Annotated in this window: 18 protein-coding genes; 5 read left to right on the top strand and 13 right to left on the bottom strand. The window is 62.7% G+C overall.

Annotated features, from left to right (window positions below):
- Positions 1-46: 46 nt before the first annotated feature.
- Genes ACGYKA_RS12610 through guaA form a run of 3 tightly spaced genes read right to left on the bottom strand, consistent with a single transcriptional unit; the run spans position 47 to position 2,755 of the window.
- On the bottom strand, positions 47-916 hold the full coding sequence (locus ACGYKA_RS12610) for a DMT family transporter (RefSeq protein WP_394409038.1): 870 nt from the start codon (positions 914-916) through the stop codon (positions 47-49).
- On the bottom strand, positions 913-1,191 hold the full coding sequence (locus ACGYKA_RS12605; RefSeq protein ID WP_394409041.1) for a putative quinol monooxygenase: 279 nt from the start codon (positions 1,189-1,191) through the stop codon (positions 913-915). The genes ACGYKA_RS12610 and ACGYKA_RS12605 overlap by 4 nt, the downstream gene beginning before the upstream one ends.
- Before the next feature lies 1 nt (position 1,192).
- Positions 1,193-2,755 (bottom strand): glutamine-hydrolyzing GMP synthase, encoded by a 1,563-nt coding sequence (guaA, locus tag ACGYKA_RS12600; RefSeq protein ID WP_067266859.1) that lies wholly within the window; start codon positions 2,753-2,755, stop codon positions 1,193-1,195.
- A gap of 199 nt (positions 2,756-2,954) precedes the next feature.
- Between guaA and ACGYKA_RS12595 the strand changes: the two genes are divergently transcribed.
- The gene (locus tag ACGYKA_RS12595; protein ID WP_394409044.1) at positions 2,955-4,493 is read left to right on the top strand and encodes a trimethylamine methyltransferase family protein; all 1,539 of its coding nucleotides are present in this window, start codon (positions 2,955-2,957) and stop codon (positions 4,491-4,493) included.
- A gap of 35 nt (positions 4,494-4,528) precedes the next feature.
- On the opposite strand, the gene ACGYKA_RS12590 is transcribed toward ACGYKA_RS12595, so the two are convergent.
- Positions 4,529-4,825: a DUF6477 family protein gene (locus ACGYKA_RS12590; RefSeq protein ID WP_394409047.1), complete on the bottom strand. Its 297-nt coding sequence runs from the start codon at positions 4,823-4,825 to the stop codon at positions 4,529-4,531.
- A gap of 279 nt (positions 4,826-5,104) precedes the next feature.
- On the opposite strand from ACGYKA_RS12590, the gene ACGYKA_RS12585 reads away from it, so the two are divergent.
- Positions 5,105-6,193: a DUF6456 domain-containing protein gene (locus ACGYKA_RS12585; protein WP_394409736.1), complete on the top strand. Its 1,089-nt coding sequence runs from the start codon at positions 5,105-5,107 to the stop codon at positions 6,191-6,193.
- A gap of 56 nt (positions 6,194-6,249) precedes the next feature.
- On the opposite strand, the gene ACGYKA_RS12580 is transcribed toward ACGYKA_RS12585, so the two are convergent.
- Positions 6,250-7,746, bottom strand: coding sequence for a catalase (locus tag ACGYKA_RS12580; protein ID WP_394438977.1), 1,497 nt, complete (start codon positions 7,744-7,746; stop codon positions 6,250-6,252).
- 95 nt (positions 7,747-7,841) lie between these two features.
- On the opposite strand from ACGYKA_RS12580, the gene ACGYKA_RS12575 reads away from it, so the two are divergent.
- Entirely contained in the window at positions 7,842-8,759 is a 918-nt protein-coding gene (locus ACGYKA_RS12575; RefSeq protein WP_394409053.1) for a LysR substrate-binding domain-containing protein, read from the top strand.
- 81 nt (positions 8,760-8,840) lie between these two features.
- Here ACGYKA_RS12575 and ACGYKA_RS12570 read toward each other — a convergent pair whose 3' ends face one another.
- On the bottom strand, positions 8,841-9,389 hold the full coding sequence (locus ACGYKA_RS12570; RefSeq protein ID WP_394409056.1) for a peroxiredoxin: 549 nt from the start codon (positions 9,387-9,389) through the stop codon (positions 8,841-8,843).
- 242 nt (positions 9,390-9,631) lie between these two features.
- Between ACGYKA_RS12570 and lipA the strand changes: the two genes are divergently transcribed.
- Entirely contained in the window at positions 9,632-10,585 is a 954-nt protein-coding gene (lipA, locus tag ACGYKA_RS12565; RefSeq protein ID WP_394402069.1) for a lipoyl synthase, read from the top strand.
- A 20-nt stretch (positions 10,586-10,605) separates the two neighbouring features.
- Here lipA and ACGYKA_RS12560 read toward each other — a convergent pair whose 3' ends face one another.
- The 4 genes from ACGYKA_RS12560 to hpt all read right to left on the bottom strand — a co-directional run bounded on the left by ACGYKA_RS12560 (position 10,606) and on the right by hpt (position 12,778).
- Positions 10,606-11,493: a c-type cytochrome gene (locus ACGYKA_RS12560; RefSeq protein ID WP_394417970.1), complete on the bottom strand. Its 888-nt coding sequence runs from the start codon at positions 11,491-11,493 to the stop codon at positions 10,606-10,608.
- A gap of 3 nt (positions 11,494-11,496) precedes the next feature.
- Positions 11,497-11,976, bottom strand: a complete 480-nt coding sequence (locus tag ACGYKA_RS12555; RefSeq protein ID WP_394409062.1) for a c-type cytochrome — start codon at positions 11,974-11,976, stop codon at positions 11,497-11,499.
- Positions 11,977-12,068: 92 nt separating this feature from the next.
- A complete protein-coding gene (locus tag ACGYKA_RS12550) occupies positions 12,069-12,245 on the bottom strand; it encodes a hypothetical protein (RefSeq protein WP_394418028.1) in 177 nt (58 codons plus the stop codon).
- Positions 12,242-12,778, bottom strand: coding sequence for a hypoxanthine phosphoribosyltransferase (gene hpt, locus ACGYKA_RS12545; protein ID WP_067264049.1), 537 nt, complete (start codon positions 12,776-12,778; stop codon positions 12,242-12,244). Before hpt ends, ACGYKA_RS12550 begins: the two co-directional genes overlap by 4 nt.
- Positions 12,779-12,847: 69 nt before the next feature.
- On the opposite strand from hpt, the gene ACGYKA_RS12540 reads away from it, so the two are divergent.
- Positions 12,848-13,300, top strand: a complete 453-nt coding sequence (locus ACGYKA_RS12540; protein WP_168613460.1) for a type II toxin-antitoxin system RatA family toxin — start codon at positions 12,848-12,850, stop codon at positions 13,298-13,300.
- Here ACGYKA_RS12540 and ACGYKA_RS12535 read toward each other — a convergent pair.
- From ACGYKA_RS12535 to ACGYKA_RS12525, 3 genes are read right to left on the bottom strand one after another with little or no spacing between them, the layout of a single operon-like run.
- Entirely contained in the window at positions 13,297-13,770 is a 474-nt protein-coding gene (locus tag ACGYKA_RS12535; protein ID WP_394409068.1) for a CinA family protein, read from the bottom strand. The genes ACGYKA_RS12540 and ACGYKA_RS12535 overlap by 4 nt on opposite strands.
- The gene (locus tag ACGYKA_RS12530) at positions 13,771-14,262 is read right to left on the bottom strand and encodes a phosphatidylglycerophosphatase A (RefSeq protein ID WP_394409071.1); all 492 of its coding nucleotides are present in this window, start codon (positions 14,260-14,262) and stop codon (positions 13,771-13,773) included.
- Entirely contained in the window at positions 14,259-15,389 is a 1,131-nt protein-coding gene (locus ACGYKA_RS12525) for a bifunctional 2-C-methyl-D-erythritol 4-phosphate cytidylyltransferase/2-C-methyl-D-erythritol 2,4-cyclodiphosphate synthase (RefSeq protein ID WP_394409074.1), read from the bottom strand. The genes ACGYKA_RS12530 and ACGYKA_RS12525 overlap by 4 nt, the downstream gene beginning before the upstream one ends.
- Positions 15,390-15,468 lie beyond the last annotated feature (79 nt).

The raw sequence follows: 15,468 nt of genomic DNA, 5'->3' as shown, positions 1-15,468 counted from the left end.
TTGCGTCAATCACTGACCTTGGGTCAGGTTGAAATCTGCGCAAACATTACCTTGGGTGTGCTTTGCGGGTCTCAAACCAGATGTTGAGGTAGTTGCCAGCAAAGATGATCGCGGCCCCGACAAAGACCCAGATATCCAGCGCTTCGGCATAGAGCAGCATCCCGACCACGGCGATGGCCGGAAGGCGGACAAAATCGATCGGCACCACCACGGTTGCAGGGGCGAGGCTTAGCGCATTGGTCAGGCAGTAATGCGCAAGCAGTCCGCAGGCGCCGACAAGCAGGAGGAAGGGCATCGTCTCAACCGTGGGTCCGGCGATGTCGCCGTCGTATCCCGCCGAGATCAGGCCAAAGATCAATTGCAGCGTGGTGAGGTAGAACAGGATCGTAGTGATCCCTTGGGTCCGCGTCAGCCGTTTGGTCAGCACATTGGTCAGGGCAAAGAAGACGGCACAGCCCGCCGCCGCCAGAATGCCGGTGTTTAGGTTGCCGATATCGGGCCGTGCCACGATCAGGATGCCGATAAAGCCCATAACCCCGGCCAGCGCCCGTGTCGCGGTCAGCCGTTCGCCCAACAGAAAGATCGAAAGGACGATGACCCAGAGGGGCGAGGTGAACTCAAGCGCGAAGACCTGCGCCAGCGGGATCAGCGACACCGCAAGGAACCACAGGTTCTGCCCGGTGAAATGCGCAAGGTTGCGCAGGAGTTGCAGACCGAAGTTGCGGGTGTTGATCTGCCGCCAAGCGCCTGTGGCCCCGGCGAGCGATAGCACGATGATCACGCCGATCACGCTGCGGTAAAGCATCACCTCGAAAGTATCGAACCGCGCCGAGAGTTCGCGCCCCGCTACGGCCATGGTGGAGAATGACCCGATGGAGCCAATCATCCAGAGTGCGGCACGAAAGGTGGGGCTCATGTGGTTTCTGTGATCTGATAGTCGCGGGCGATCCCGGCGGTGAGCCGCGCCCAGTCCGATGCTACGGCACGGGCCTGATGCGCCTCAAAGGCCGCGCGGTCGGTGAAAAGCTCCGACACCTGCCAGACAAGGGGATCGTCGGTCGGGGTCACGTCGAAGCTGAGGCAGCCCGGCTCGGCCCGGGTGAGACGCAGATGCGCGTCAAGCCCTGCGCGCACCCGGTCCGCCTCGGCCCGGGTGGCGCAGCGAAGGTGGCCGGTCAGGGCCACCCGCATTTTATTCCCACTCGATGGTGCCCGGAGGTTTCGAGGTGATGTCATAGGTCACGCGGTTGATGCCCGGCACCTCATTGATGATCCGTGTGGCGGTTTCACCAAGGAAATCATGCGAGAAGGGGTAGTAATCCGCCGTCATCCCATCGACCGAGGTCACCGCACGCAGGGCGCAGGCGAAGTCATAGGTCCGGCCATCGCCCATCACGCCCACGGTGCGCACCGGCAGGATCGCCACGAAGGCCTGCCAGATATCGTCATAAAGCCCATGGCGGCGAATCTGGTCGATATAGACCGCATCGGCTTCGCGCAGGATGTCGAGCTTCTCGCGGGTGATCTCACCGGGGCAGCGGATCGCAAGACCCGGTCCGGGGAAGGGGTGGCGCCCAATGAAGGACGGCGGCAGGCCCAGTTCACGGCCCAGTTCGCGCACCTCGTCTTTGAAGAGTTCACGCAGCGGTTCGACCAGTTTCAGGCCCATCTTTTCGGGCAAGCCACCGACGTTGTGGTGGCTCTTGATCGTCACCGAAGGCCCACCGGAGAAGCTGACGCTTTCAATGACATCCGGGTAGAGCGTGCCTTGGGCGAGGAAGGTGGCATCGCCCACTTCCTTGGCGTGTTTCTGGAATACGTCGATAAAGAGCTTGCCGATGATCTTGCGCTTGGTCTCGGGGTCGGAGACACCGTCGAGCTCGCCCAAGAACAGTTCCTGCTCGTCGGCATGGATCAGCGGCATGTTGTAATGATCGCGGAACATGGTGACGACCTCTTCGGCCTCACCCTTGCGCAGCAGGCCGTGGTCGACGAAGACGCAAGTCAGCTGGTCGCCGATCGCCTCATGGATCAGCACGGCGGCAACGGAGGAGTCGACACCGCCGGAAAGACCACAGATCACCTTCTGGTCGCCAACCTGCTCGCGGATCGCGGCAATGGCTTCCTCACGGTAGGCGCTCATGGTCCAGTCGCCCTTGAAGCCCGCCAGACGCACAAAGTTCTCGTACAGACGCGGGCCGTTGGGGGTGTGGTGCACCTCGGGGTGGAACTGCACGGCGTAGAAGTGACGCTCAACATCGGCGGTAATGGCGAAAGGCGCGTTGGGGGAGGTGCCATAGACCTCGAACCCCGGAGCGATCTTGCTGACGTGATCACCGTGGCTCATCCAGACCTGTTCGCGGTCGGTGGCAAACCAGCCTTCGAGCAGATCAAGCTGTTGGCCCGTGGGGGTGACAAAGGCCCGACCGAATTCAGCGGTGCCATGGCCGCGCTCCACATGTCCGCCAAGGCAATGCATCATGACTTGCTGGCCATAGCAGATGCCAAGGATCGGCACACCCAGTTCGAAAACGGCCTGCGGCGGACGCGGCGCGCCTTCGGCGAACACAGAGGACGGGCCGCCCGACAGGATCACCGCCTTAGGCGCGAATTCCTTGAGGAAGGCTTCGTCCACCGTGTTGAACGGGTGGATTTCGCAAAAGACATTCAGCTCCCGCAGGCGACGCGCGATAAGCTGCGTGACCTGGCTGCCGAAGTCGATGATGAGAAGGCGGTCATGGGTGATATCTGTCATGGGGCTGTGATTAGGCCCGTGCGCGCGCTCTGGCAAGTCTCTAGCAGGCCGAAGACTGGTGCCGCCCGCGTTTAATTCGCGCAAGTGGCGCGGGGACGGCACGCGATGTCGCTTTTTGCCGCTAGGGGGCGTTATCCGCGCGAAGCGCCTGCCGGGAATGGGGTAGTGACGGGCCAAGACTTGCGGGAAGGATAGAGCAATGGCGGAATCAGCACGACGGGTACGCGGCGGTGGTGGTGCAGCAAGACGCGCGGCACGCACAGCCGTCTCTTTCGAGACAGCGCGCTATATCGAGCGGAATATCCCGAACTTCGAAGTACTGACCGAAGAGGCGCTGGAAATCATCGAACAGAACGCCGATGCGGTGCTGGAAGAGATCGGCGTGAACTTCCCCGACAACCCCGAGGCATTGGCGCTCTGGCGTGAGGCCGGGGCCGATGTGCAGGGGGAGCGGGTGCGCATCCCACGGGGGCTGGCACGCAAGCTTTGTTCCACCGCGCCTTCGACGATCACCCAAGTGGCCCGCAACCGAGATCGGGATGTGGTAATCGGGGGGAGGAACCTTGTGCTCGCCCCCGTCTATGGCCCGCCCTTCGTGCGCGATGCCGCCGGGGGGCGGCGCTATGCCACGATGGCGGATTTCGAGAATTTCGTGAAACTGGGCTATATGTCCAAGTGGCTGCATCACTCGGGAGGGACGGTATGCGAGCCGACAGATATCCCGGTGAACAAACGTCACCTTGATATGCTGCATGCCCATATGACGCTGAGCGACAAACCCTTCATGGGATCGGTGACCGAACCCAGCCGGGCGCAGGATTCCGTCGATATGTGCGGTATCCTCTTCGGCAAGGACTTCGTGCAAGAAAACACGGTGATGACCTCGCTCATCAACATCAACTCGCCGATGACCTTCGACGATGTGATGATGGGGGCGCTCAAGGTCTATGCCGAGAACAATCAGGCCTGCATCATCTCACCCTTCATCGTGGGCGGCGCCATGGCTCCGGTGAGCGTGGCAGGCACGTTGACACAGGTCTTGGCCGAGACGCTGGCGGGCATCGCCTATAGCCAGCTTGTCCGCCCCGGGGCACCGGTGATCATGGGGGCTTTCGTCACCTCCATCGACATGAACTCGGGCGCGCCCACATTCGGCACGCCCGAGGCTGCGCATATCACCTATGGCGCTGGGCAACTGGCCCGCCGGCTCAACCTTCCGTACCGCAGCGCTGGGTCCTTCACTGGCTCGAAACTGCCCGATGCGCAGGCGGCTTACGAGACCTCGAACAGTCTGAACATGGGATTGCTTTCGGGGGTGAACTTCATGCTGCACGCCTGTGGCTGGCTGGAAGGGGGGCTTGTATCCTCTTTCGAGAAGTTCGTCATGGATGCGGATCAACTGGGCACGTTGCATCACCTTGCCCGTGGGGTGGAGATCGACGTGAACGCGCAGGCCATGGACGCGATCCGCGAAGTGGGGCCGGGGGGGCATTACCTCGGCTGCGCCCATACGCAGAGCAATTTCCGCGATGCCTTTTGGAAGTCGGATCTGTTGGACTACAAACCCTTCGAGACTTGGTCGGACGAGGGCGCGCGCGACACGCAGAGCCTTGCCACCGCGCGGGTCGAAAAGATGCTGGCCGACTATCAGCAGCCTGCGCTGGATCCAGCCATTCGCGAAGCGCTCGATGCCTTTGTCGCGACCCGTAAGGCGGCAGAACCCGATAGCTTTAGCTAAAGCGTTGCGGCGGGGGCGATCCCTCGCATTGCAATTCAGGCGCTGGGCATCATCGCGGCCTTCAAGAACCGCGCCTCGCCAACCATGGCGATAAGAACATCTACATGGCGGATCAGGCTATAGCTTGCATCCGCCGTCTTGCGCTGGGTGTCCAACGCGGCCTCGATCTCGATCAGTTTGATCAGCGCGGTGCCGTGGCGAGGCAATATGCCAAAGCCCAGTATCCGTGGCAAATGGGTGCCGCGGCGGTAGTCCTCGGCCCCGATGCGGGCGGCCCGCATCAGCAGGCGCGGGCGGTGAAGTCTTTGCAACATGGTCAGTAGATCTTGCATCACACTCTCCGATTTCTGAGGGGTGAATCACCCCGGATCGGCGAAGTGTTGCACAACCTTTCCGGGTGTTGCGTGTTGCGGGTTCCCGGCGCACGGCGCCTTTCGATGGCGTTTACCTTTTGGAAACAATCATTGCCAAATGCGACGATTTTAACAAACGGGTAACCAAAACATCCATAGGTTGTGAATAACTCTGGGGATAACTCACCCAGCTTGGGGACCCGCCAAAATGGAAGTGGCAGTCAATTGAAGGCGCATCACCAAATTCAACAGTCCGTCCTGCCGGGATGGGTGCCGCACGGAGCCCTGCATTACCTCGCACATACGGAGACCGGCGCCCCGATCCGGGCCTTGGCACGCCAAGCAGGCTGTCATGCCTCGACCATCATGCGCCAAATCCGCCGTATCGAGACACGGCGCGACGATCCGCTGGTGGATGCCGCCCTGCGCAGGCTCGGGGCGGTGCGGCGTGCCTTGGATTGTACTGCTGGCCCCCCAGCAGGAAAGACAGCGACAATGACCAAATCCGCCGCCCCCCTACTTGACGAAGACACTTTCGCCGCCGAGGCGCTGCGCGTCCTGCGGCGCCTGCATGAGGCAGGCGCGATCCTTGCCGTGGCTGAAGGGATGGAAAAGGCCGTCGTCTTGCGCGAGACGGACACCGGCCCCGGCGCACGCACTGCCGTGGTGGACAGCGCCGTGGCGCAGGCGATGGCATTGAAAGATTGGATCGCGCCGGGCAGCACAGGCCGGGTGACACGCTATCATATCACCAGCGCGGGGCGCGCGGCGCTGCGGCGGATGCTCGAAGAGCAGGGCGCGGCCGCAGACGGCTTTGCCGAAGATCAGGCCGCCTTTTTGGGCGGGTCCGACGCGCTCGCCGCAGACCTGAGCGCAGATGCAGATACGGCCCCGCGCCGTGGCCGCTATTGCCTGTCCGAAAGCCCGCTTTCGACCCTTGCACGGCGGCGCGACAAATCCGGCGCGCCCTTCTTGAACGAGGGGCTGGTCCATGCGGGCGAAAGGCTGCGCGAAGATTTCGAACTGGCGCAGATGGGTGGTGAAGTTACGCAGAACTGGGACCACTTTCTGACCCCTGGCGCCAAACCCAGCGGCGGGCGAGATGGGGCAGGCGCCATGGCCGCGGCGGAGGCGCGCAAGAGGGTGGCCGATGCCATGGCCGACCTCGGCCCCGGCCTGTCGGACGTGGTGCTGCGCTGTTGCTGCTATCTGGAAGGGTTGGAGACCACCGAAAAACGCCTCGGTTGGTCGGCGCGGTCGGGCAAGATCGTGCTGCGGATCGCACTCATGCGGCTGAAACGGCATTACGATGAAACCGTGGGGCCGGGCGGCCCAATGATCGGGTAAATGCTGGTCGGGTAAAGAAGGGGCGGCAGGATGAGAACCCGGCCGCCCCCGTTGTTTTAGTCTGCGACCTTCGTCGGCGTCTCGTCTGTGACCGAAATCGCGACTTCGTCTTTCTCGCAAGCGGCACGCACAGCGGCGGCATAGTCGGGGTGCACTCTCTCAAGCACCGCATACCAGCGTTCTTTCACCGATTGCGAACAGGGGGCCATGGCACCGGCCATGTTCTCGTGCAGACGGTCACGCTGCGCCTGATCGAACACCTCGGTATAGAGCTTGCGCGGCTGGACGTAATCGGCATCCGCCTCTTCCTGCACATAGCGGTCCGCATCGCCCGAGATGCGCAGCGGTGGTTCTTGCACCGATGGATCGGGGCGGGCAGAGCCTTCGTATTGGTTCGGCTCGTAATAGGCGTCCGGGTGGCCGGTCTGCTGCGGGAAGAACCGCATCGCGCCGTCCTTATGGTAGTGATGCATCGGCGCGGCCTTGGGCGCGTTCACGGGCAGGGCCTCGTAATGCGTGCCAAGACGGTAGCGGTGCGCATCCGCATAGGAGAACACCCGCGCCTGCAACATCTTATCGGGCGAGAAGCCGATGCCGGGGATTTTGTTCGACGGCGAATAGGCAGCGTTCTCAATGCTCTGGAAGTAGTTGTCGGGATTGCGGTTGAACTCCAACATGCCGACCGGGATCAGCGGGTAATCCGCATGCGGCCAAACCTTGGTCAGGTCGAAGGGGTTGAAGCCGCAGGTCTCGGCCTCTTCCTCGGGCATGACTTGGATGTTCAGCTCCCATTTCGGGTAGTCGCCGCCCTCGATCGCGTTAAAGAGATCCTCTTGGAAGTTCTCGCGGGTCGAGCCGATCAGCTTTTCCGCATCCTCATTGGTGCGGTTGCGGATTTCCTGCTGGCAGCGGAAGTGGAACTTCACCCAATGACGCTCGCCCTTGGCGTTCCACATCGAATAGGTGTGGCTGCCGTAGCCGTGCATATGCATCGGGTTCACCGGAATGCCGCGGTCGGACATCAGGATGGTGACCTGGTGCACACATTCGGGCTGCGCCGCCCAGAAGTCGAACATCGCCTCGGGCGAGCGCAGGTTGGTGCGCGGATGGCGTTTCTGGGTGCGGATGAAATCCGGGAATTTATAGGCATCGCGGACAAAGAAGATCGGGGTGTTGTTGCCCACGACGTCCCAGTTGCCCTCTTCGGTGTAGAATTTCACCGAGAAGCCGCGCACGTCACGCTCACTGTCGGCGGCGCCAAGCTCGCCCGCCACGGTGGACCAGCGCGAGATGATCTCGCAGGTCTTGCCCACTTCGGAGAAGATCGCAGCACAGCTATATTGGCTGATGTCATGGGTGACGGTGAAGGTGCCCTCGGCGCCCCAGCCCTTGGCGTGAACGGCACGCTCAGGGATACGCTCGCGGTTCTGATGGGCGAGCTTCTCGATCAATTGGTAGTCGTCCAGCAGGACCGGGCCACGGGCGCCCGCGGTCTTGCTGGTGTCGTTTGTCGGCATCGGTGCGCCGGCGGTGGTGGTGAGACGCTTGCTCATCTTGGGTTCCCCTCGGTTACTGTCTGACAGGAAGATGATCGATTCTGCCCATAATTTCCAATTGCAGTTTTATAAAATTTCGATAGGTAAAAGTTATGAATCTTACCCTGAAACAACTCGAATACTTCCGCGCGCTGGCGACCTTGGGCAACTTCGGGCGGGCGGCGGAGGCAAGCAATATCTCCCAGCCCGCGCTTTCGGTGCAGATCCGCACTTTGGAGGAAACGCTCGGCGGGCGGCTGATCGAACGGCAGAGCCGCGCTTCGGTGCTGACGCCCTTGGGCCGCGAGGTGCTGACCCGCGCCGAGGATATCCTGCGCCGCGCCAAGCTGTTGGAGGCCACGGCGCGGGAGCAGGTGGGGCTGGCGGGCACGTTGAATCTTGGCCTGATACCGACCGTCGCGCCCTATCTCTTGCCCGGCGTGCTGGCCGCGCTGCGGGCGCAGGATATCTCGCTTCGCGTGGAGGTGCGCGAGGCGCAGACGGATCAATTGCTGGCCGATCTGCGCGCCGGGGCGCTGGATGCGGCGGTGATGGCGGTGCCCTCTGGCGAAACGGGCCTCGCCGAGGTGCCGCTTTTCGAGGATCGCTTTCTGCTGGCCGGGTCCGCCGACCGGATGGCGGGGGCGGATGTCGCCCGCCCGACCGATTTGGCCCGCACGCCGCTGATGTTGCTGGAGGATGGGCACTGCCTCACCGATCAGGCGCTGGAGGTTTGCCAGCGCGACCGCACGCAGGCGGGCATTCACACCGGCGCCTCCTCCCTCGCCACCCTGTCGCGGCTGGTGGAGGCGGGGTTTGGCATGACCCTGATGCCCGAAATCGCCGCCAAGACCGAGCTTGATGCCGCGCCGGGCCTACGCCTGCACCGTTTCGGCGCGCCGGAGCCTGCGCGGCAAATCGGGCTCGTCCGCCGGGCGGGCACGCCGGGCAGCGGTTGGGCGGCGCAATTGGCCGAGACGCTGAAAGAAGTGGGGGAGGGGCTGACCGGAGAACTGCGCGCGAAATACTAGGCGCTGTGGGGCCTGCCGGGTCAAAGGGAGCGTGTCAAAAGGACCGGGCCAAAGGGCCCGATCCGGTCACACAAAGGGCGCTTAGGCCGCTTCGGTTTGCTTCTGGTTCTCGAGGTATTCCAGCAGGGTCTCAGGGCTGGAAACGCCGTAGGGGTCTTCGTCGTGGTTGTCACGGATGCCGGGCTCTTCGAACCATGCTTCGATCTGACCATCGTTGATGATCGCCGCATAGCGCCAGCTGCGCGGGCCGAAGCCGAGGTTGTCTTTTGCGACCAGCATGCCCATGCGGCGGGTGAATTCGCCCGAACCGTCAGGGATCACGTCGATGTTCTGGACGCCCTGCATCTCTTTCCACTTGTTCATGACAAAGCTGTCGTTGACCGACAGGCAATAGATCGCGTCGATGCCATGCTCTTGGAAAGCGACGAAATTGTTCTCGAATCCGGGCAGCTGGTAGGTGCTGCAGGTCGGGGTGAAGGCACCGGGGAGGGAGAAGAGCACAACGCGCTTGCCTTTGAAGAAATCATCGCTGGTCTTGTCTTCCCAGCGGAAGGGGTTGGACCCTTCGATGCTTTCGTCGCGCACGCGCGTCTTGAAGGTGACGTTGGGGACATTGATACCGGGTTTCATCGCGTCTCTCTTTCTCGGATTGGAATCTTTGTGGCTTGGTAGCCCATATAGGAAGCCTCGGCAACTCTCGCAATGCTGCAACTGCATTGTAATTTTCCAGTTACATATCAACGTTCTAAATCAACGGTCTAGGGCGATGCCGCCTGTGCATGGCGGCCTTGTCGCGGGGGCGTATGCAGTAGGTGGCCATCGGGTTAAGGACTGTGATAAACAGGGCGCGACACAATGATCAGAGGCCCCCGATGCGCGATCTGAAGATACCCGAACAGCGCCACCCCGAAAAGGCGCGCAAGCCTGACAACGCCCAGCCGAAAAAACCGAGCTGGATCAGGGTCAAAGCGCCCGGCGGCAAAGGCTATGCCGAGACCGCGCGCATCATGCGCGACAACAAGCTGACCACGGTCTGCGAAGAGGCGGGCTGCCCCAATGTCGGCGAATGCTGGTCTCAGGGCCACGCCACGATGATGATCATGGGCGAGGTCTGTACCCGCGCCTGTACTTTCTGCAACATCGCCACCGGCAAGCCGCCCGAGGCGCTGGATGTGTTCGAGCCGGGCCGCGTGGCCGATGCGGTCGCCAAACTGGGGCTGAACCATGTGGTCATCACGAGCGTTGACCGCGACGATATCGAAGACGGCGGGGCAGAGCATTTCGCCCAGACGATCCGCGCCGTGCGCCACCGCAGCCCCGACACGACAATCGAAATCCTGACACCGGATTTCATCCGCTGCGGCCCCGAAGCCCTTGAAAAGGTTGTCGAATCGCGGCCCGATGTGTTCAACCACAACCTTGAAACCGTGCCGGGCCTCTATCCCGAGGTACGTCCCGGCGCGCGCTACTTCCACTCCCTCCGCTTGCTTCAGCGGGTCAAGGAGTTGGACCCGTCGATGTTCACCAAATCGGGCATCATGGTGGGCTTGGGCGAAGATCGCCAAGCGGTCATTCAGGTCATGGAAGACATGCGCGCTGCCGACATCGATTTCCTAACCATCGGTCAATATCTACAGCCGACGCCCAAGCACCACGCGCTGGACCGGTTCGTCACCCCCGAAGAGTTCACCTCTTACGAAAAGGCGGCCTACGGTAAGGGCTTCCTCATGGTCTCGGCCACGCCGCTGACCCGGTCGAGCTATCACGCGGGTGACGATTTCGCGCGTTTGCGCGAGGCGCGGAACCGCAAACTGGGTATTGCCTGATCGAAAAGACGCGCCCGGCGTTAACCGCCGGGCAGGGCCTTGAGGTAGGCCGCAATCGCTTCGCGGTCACTCTCGGGGAGCTGCGCGAGGTTGCTGACCACCTCGGCCATCTCTCCGCCCGCGCTGTCGTATTCCGGCGTGAAGCCGGAGGTGAAATAGGCGACGAGATCGGCCTTTGACCAATCAAGCTGATCCGGTGTGATGCCGGGAATACGCCCCTTGCCCGAAGGATTCGGCGCGCCGGTCAGCCAAGCGCCCCGGTCAAGCGCGCCCAAGGCATTGCGCGGGGTGTGGCATTCGCCGCAATGGGCAAGCCCCTCGACCAGATAGCGCCCGCGTTCGACCTCTGCATCGGGCGCGTCGATCATCACGAAATCATCATGTGAAAACAGCGCCTTCCATGCGCCAAGCCCGCGACGGATGTTAAAGGGGAACCCCACCTCATGCGGCAGGCTCGGCGTATTCGAGGCAGGCAGGGTCTGCATATAGGCGAAGAGGTCCACCACATCCTGCGGGGTGAGGTGTTGGTAGGCGGTGTATGGAAAGGCGGGGTAATAATGCTGCCCCTCGGGCGAGACGCCGCGCGTCACGGCGCGGGCGAACTCCGGCAGGGTCCAGTCGCCGATGCCATGATCTGGGGCGGGGGAGATATTGGGCGCGTGGAAGGTGCCGAAATCACTCGCGAAGGGCAGCCCCCCGGCCAGCACCAGCCTCTCATCCTCTTCACTTTCGGGCGCGGCGTGGCAGGAAACGCAGCCGCCGGCGGCAAAGACCAGCGCGCCCGCCTCCGGGTCCGGTGTCAGCCCGGCACCATAGGATGGCTCAAGCGGATCGGGCCGGGTGAGCGCCCAGCCAAGGGCCGCGCCGAGAGCGGCACAACCCATCAGTACAGGAATGACCCGTCGCAAGGATCAGTTCTTGGGGCCGCGGTAATCGTCATGGCAAGCGCCGCAAGCCTTGCCGATTGCGCCCATGCCCGCCCTCAGCGCATCCAGATCGGTGCCAGCGGCGTCGATCATATCCGCGCTGGCGGTTTCCAGCGCCATCATGGCGTCGTTGAACCCTTTGGAATCGCTCCAGATTTCGGCCTTGGCGCGGGAACCTTCGACGGCGCCTTGCTCGGTCCCTTCAAGCCAGAGGGTGCCCGGGGCGAAACCGGCAGCGGCGTTCAGATTGGTCGCGGCGGCGGTGGCCGTCTCGGCGTTATACTCCGTCTCGCCCTTGGCCATGCCGCCCAGAATGCCGGTATGATAGGCAATCAGTTGCATCTGCGCGTGGCGCGCGTTCACCGCCGCACTGGCGGCTTTCTCACTATGGCTGGCGGCGAAGCCTGCGGTGGCAATCAAGGCGGCGCTGATACCAATGGCGGTAATGCTTTTGGTCAAATGCATGGTCATCTCCCTTTTCTTGCCGCAGCGTAACATGGCAGGGGCAGGTCGCAAAAAACAAAAATGTGATCAGCGGGATAAGGCTGCGCGCAGGGTCAGAACCGGCGGGGGAGAGGTTCGGCCGTGGCCCAGTCAGGCCAATAGCCCAGCCATTCGATAAGCCCCACGGCCAAGGCCGCGGCGATGATCGAAAAGACCAAGATCACCCGTTTGCCCGAAGGTGGATTGCGCGCCCATTGGGACATGCGCAGCAGCCACCGCGGGTCCATCACGTAAAGCGGACTTTCCCGATGAAGGGGAGGTTGCGGTCGCGTTGGGCAAAGTCGATGCCATAGCCGACAACGAATTCATCGGGGATTTCAAAGCCGGTCCAATCCGCCTTGAGGTCGACCTCACGCCGGGTGGGTTTGTCGAGCAGGGCGATGGATTTCAACCGCGCAGGCTCACGCGAGCGCAGCAGGTTGGTGACATGATGCAGCGTGTGGCCAGTGTCGACGATATCTTCGACAACCAACACGTCGCGCCCTTCGATGGCACCGCGCAAGTCTTTAAGAATGCGCACCTCTCGGCTGCTCTCCATGCCGTCGCCATAGCTGGAGGCTTCGAGGAAATCGACTTCGATCGGCAGGTCCAACTCGCGCACCAGATCGGCAATGAAGACGAAAGAGCCGCGCAGCAGGCCGACCACGACCAATTTATCGGTGCCGTTGAATTCACCGTGAATCTCACGGCAAAGATCTTCGATCCGCGCCGCGATGGCCTTGGCCGAAATCATTTCGTCGATGACATAAGGCCCGTGTGCCATGGTTTTGCCCTTGAATCTGCGGGGTTGAGACGTGAAATAGGGGGTTAACCCGCAACGCTACGGAACGCAATGCCTACGCACTCAGAGACCCGCCAACTGCCCTATAGCGCGCAACAGATGTATGATCTTGTCGCCGATGTGGGCCGCTACCCTGAATTCCTGCCTTGGACCGCCGCCGCGCGCATCCGCAGCGACGAGGACCGCGGCGATCATCGGGTGATGGACGCCGATCTGGTGATCTCGTTCAAGGTCTTTCGGGAGCGGTTTACAAGCCGCGTCGTGCTGTGGCCCGAGGCCAAGAAGATCGATACGGAATACCTCGACGGACCCTTCAAGTATATGAAGTCAAACTGGCATTTCGAGGATAATCTCGAAGGCTGTCAGGTGCATTTTTTTGTCGATTTCGAATTTCGCAACGCGATCCTGCAAAAGGTGATCGGGGTGGTTTTCAACGAGGCGATGCAACGCATCGTGCGCGCCTTTGAGAACCGCGCGAAAGAGCTTTACGGCCCCAAGGGTTAAAGCGCCGCGAAGCCTCGCAGCAAAAGGCCGAGCGCATGGTCGCGGGCGGCCAAGCGCACGGCATCACGGCCCTGCGCGCCGAACTCCACCGTTTCGGTCTGAACCCCGGCTGCCGTGGCAAGGCCGAAACAGACGCGGCCCTCGGGCTTGTGCTCTGACCCGCCGGGGCCTGCGATGCCGGTGATGGAGACGGCGATCCGCGCCTCGGACCGCGCCAGTGCGCCTGCCGCCATTTCTTCGGCGACCTGTTCCGAGACCGCACCCCATTGTGTCAGCGTCTCCTCCGACACCCCCAGCATCGCCACTTTCGCAGCATTGGTATAGGTGACGAAACCCCGGTCCAGCAGTGCCGAAGAGCCCGGCAGATCGGTCAGCGCGGCGGCGAGCATGCCGCCGGTGCAGCTCTCCGCACAGGTGACCATCGCGCCGGTTTTGCGGGCCTTTTCCAACAGTTGCGCGGCGAGGCTCATTTACAGCACCCCGTGATAAAGGGCGGCCAGCGCCATGACCCCGAGCGCCGCGAAAACCCCGGCAAAAATATCGTCGAGCATCACCCCCCAAGGCCCGCCCAAACGGTCGGCCCAGCCGATGATCAGCGGCTTGGTGATATCGAACAGCCGGAACAGCGCGAAGGCGGCGATCCAACCGGGCCACATGGCAAGAATCGGGATTTGCATCGACCAAGCGGCATAGGACAGCGGCAAAAGCGCGATCCACTGGCCAACCAATTCGTCGATCACGACCTCTCCGGGGTCATGATCCGGGCCGCCTGCGGTGTAACGCCCGGTGGCCCACCAGCCCAAGGGAATGGCCACCAGAAGCCCGATCACCAGCAGCGGAAACCCCCCCAACACATGCAAAAGCCAAGCATAGGGCAGGGCGATGAGCGACCCCCAAGTGCCCGGCGCGGGGCGGATGTGGCCAACGCCCAGAAGCGTCGCGATCAGATGTGCTGCGGTCATGATTTCACCAATGTTGCCGTTGCCATACAAGCGATGCCTTCGCCCCGCCCGGTAAAGCCGAGGCGCTCGCTCGTGGTGGCTTTGACCGAAACGCGGTCGATCTCAATCCCCAGCATCTCGGCCATCGCGGCGCGCATCGGCTGCACATGCGGGCCGATCTTGGGCGTCTCGCAAATGAGCGTGCAATCGACGTGGGTTAGGGTGAAGCCCATGTCGCGCGCCAGTTCTGCGGCGTGACGCAGGAAGATATCGCTGCGCGCGCCTTTCCACTGCGGATCACTCGGCGGGAAATGCTGGCCGATGTCGCCGCGTGCAAGCGCGCCGTAAATGGCGTCGGTTACCGTGTGCAGCGCCACATCGGCGTCGGAATGGCCGACCAGCCCGTTGGTATGTGGGATGTCGATGCCGCAGAGGGTCACGTGATCTCCGGGGCCGAAAGCGTGCACGTCAAATCCGTTGCCGGTGCGAATGTCCATGCGGGTCTCCAATATGCGGGCGGCGCGGGCGAAATCCTCGGGCCGGGTGATTTTCAGGTTATCGGCGCTGCCTTGGGTGATGGCAACGGTCAGGCCCGCCGCGCGGGCGACTTCGACGTCATCCGCCGCTTGGCCGTCATAAGACGCATGCGCCGCACGGATCGCGGCGAGGTCAAAGCCCTGCGGTGTCTGCGCGGCGAAAAGGGCGCTGCGGTCTTGGGTGCCGGTGACGCGGCCTTCGTGCCCCTGCCAAAGCGCGTCACTCACCGGCAGCCCCGGCGCGGCGGCTTGATGTTGGTTAAGCGCGTCGATCACGCCTAAGATGATCTGAGCCGAAACACAGGGCCGCGCGGCGTCATGGATCAGCACCTTCGTCGCCTGCCGGATCGCCGCAAGCCCGCGTTGGACCGAGGCCGCGCGGTCCGCCCCGCCGGTGGTGACGGTGATGCCATCCGCCGTGAATGCCGCTTCCTGATCCATGTCGTCCGCGTTCAGCACCAGCACGATCTCAGTAATCTGGGGCAGGGCGCGAAAGGCGGCGATCGTGTGGTCGATCACCCGCGCGCCCGCCAGCGCCTGCCATTGCTTCGGCTGCGGACCGCCGGCGCGGCTGCCGCGTCCTGCGGCAACGATCAGAGCTGCGATACTCATTTGGGCAATCCGGAAAAGCTGGCGAACATGGCCCTGTCTAGGCAATGCGGCGACGGGGTGCAATCTGGGGTGACTGCCT

The organism is Sulfitobacter sp. 1A15106 (assembly GCF_043556995.1).
Taxonomy (GTDB): domain Bacteria; phylum Pseudomonadota; class Alphaproteobacteria; order Rhodobacterales; family Rhodobacteraceae; genus Sulfitobacter; species Sulfitobacter faviae.
Note: the sequence above shows the minus strand (reverse complement) of the source record. Positions and strands in the feature narration are given on the sequence as shown.

What these genes read in the sequence shown, in the direction of transcription:
- ACGYKA_RS12610 (WP_394409038.1), bottom strand. Translation starts at nt 916, where the DNA reads ATGAGCCCCACCTTTCGTGCCGCACTCTGGATGATTGGCTCCATCGGG.
- ACGYKA_RS12605 (WP_394409041.1), bottom strand. Translation starts at nt 1,191, where the DNA reads ATGCGGGTGGCCCTGACCGGCCACCTTCGCTGCGCCACCCGGGCCGAG.
- guaA (WP_067266859.1), bottom strand. Translation starts at nt 2,755, where the DNA reads ATGACAGATATCACCCATGACCGCCTTCTCATCATCGACTTCGGCAGC.
- ACGYKA_RS12595 (WP_394409044.1), top strand. Translation starts at nt 2,955, where the DNA reads ATGGCGGAATCAGCACGACGGGTACGCGGCGGTGGTGGTGCAGCAAGA.
- ACGYKA_RS12590 (WP_394409047.1), bottom strand. Translation starts at nt 4,825, where the DNA reads ATGCAAGATCTACTGACCATGTTGCAAAGACTTCACCGCCCGCGCCTG.
- ACGYKA_RS12580 (WP_394438977.1), bottom strand. Translation starts at nt 7,746, where the DNA reads ATGAGCAAGCGTCTCACCACCACCGCCGGCGCACCGATGCCGACAAAC.
- ACGYKA_RS12575 (WP_394409053.1), top strand. Translation starts at nt 7,842, where the DNA reads ATGAATCTTACCCTGAAACAACTCGAATACTTCCGCGCGCTGGCGACC.
- ACGYKA_RS12570 (WP_394409056.1), bottom strand. Translation starts at nt 9,389, where the DNA reads ATGAAACCCGGTATCAATGTCCCCAACGTCACCTTCAAGACGCGCGTG.
- lipA (WP_394402069.1), top strand. Translation starts at nt 9,632, where the DNA reads ATGCGCGATCTGAAGATACCCGAACAGCGCCACCCCGAAAAGGCGCGC.
- ACGYKA_RS12555 (WP_394409062.1), bottom strand. Translation starts at nt 11,976, where the DNA reads ATGCATTTGACCAAAAGCATTACCGCCATTGGTATCAGCGCCGCCTTG.
- hpt (WP_067264049.1), bottom strand. Translation starts at nt 12,778, where the DNA reads ATGGCACACGGGCCTTATGTCATCGACGAAATGATTTCGGCCAAGGCC.
- ACGYKA_RS12540 (WP_168613460.1), top strand. Translation starts at nt 12,848, where the DNA reads ATGCCTACGCACTCAGAGACCCGCCAACTGCCCTATAGCGCGCAACAG.
- ACGYKA_RS12535 (WP_394409068.1), bottom strand. Translation starts at nt 13,770, where the DNA reads ATGAGCCTCGCCGCGCAACTGTTGGAAAAGGCCCGCAAAACCGGCGCG.
- ACGYKA_RS12530 (WP_394409071.1), bottom strand. Translation starts at nt 14,262, where the DNA reads ATGACCGCAGCACATCTGATCGCGACGCTTCTGGGCGTTGGCCACATC.
- ACGYKA_RS12525 (WP_394409074.1), bottom strand. Translation starts at nt 15,389, where the DNA reads ATGAGTATCGCAGCTCTGATCGTTGCCGCAGGACGCGGCAGCCGCGCC.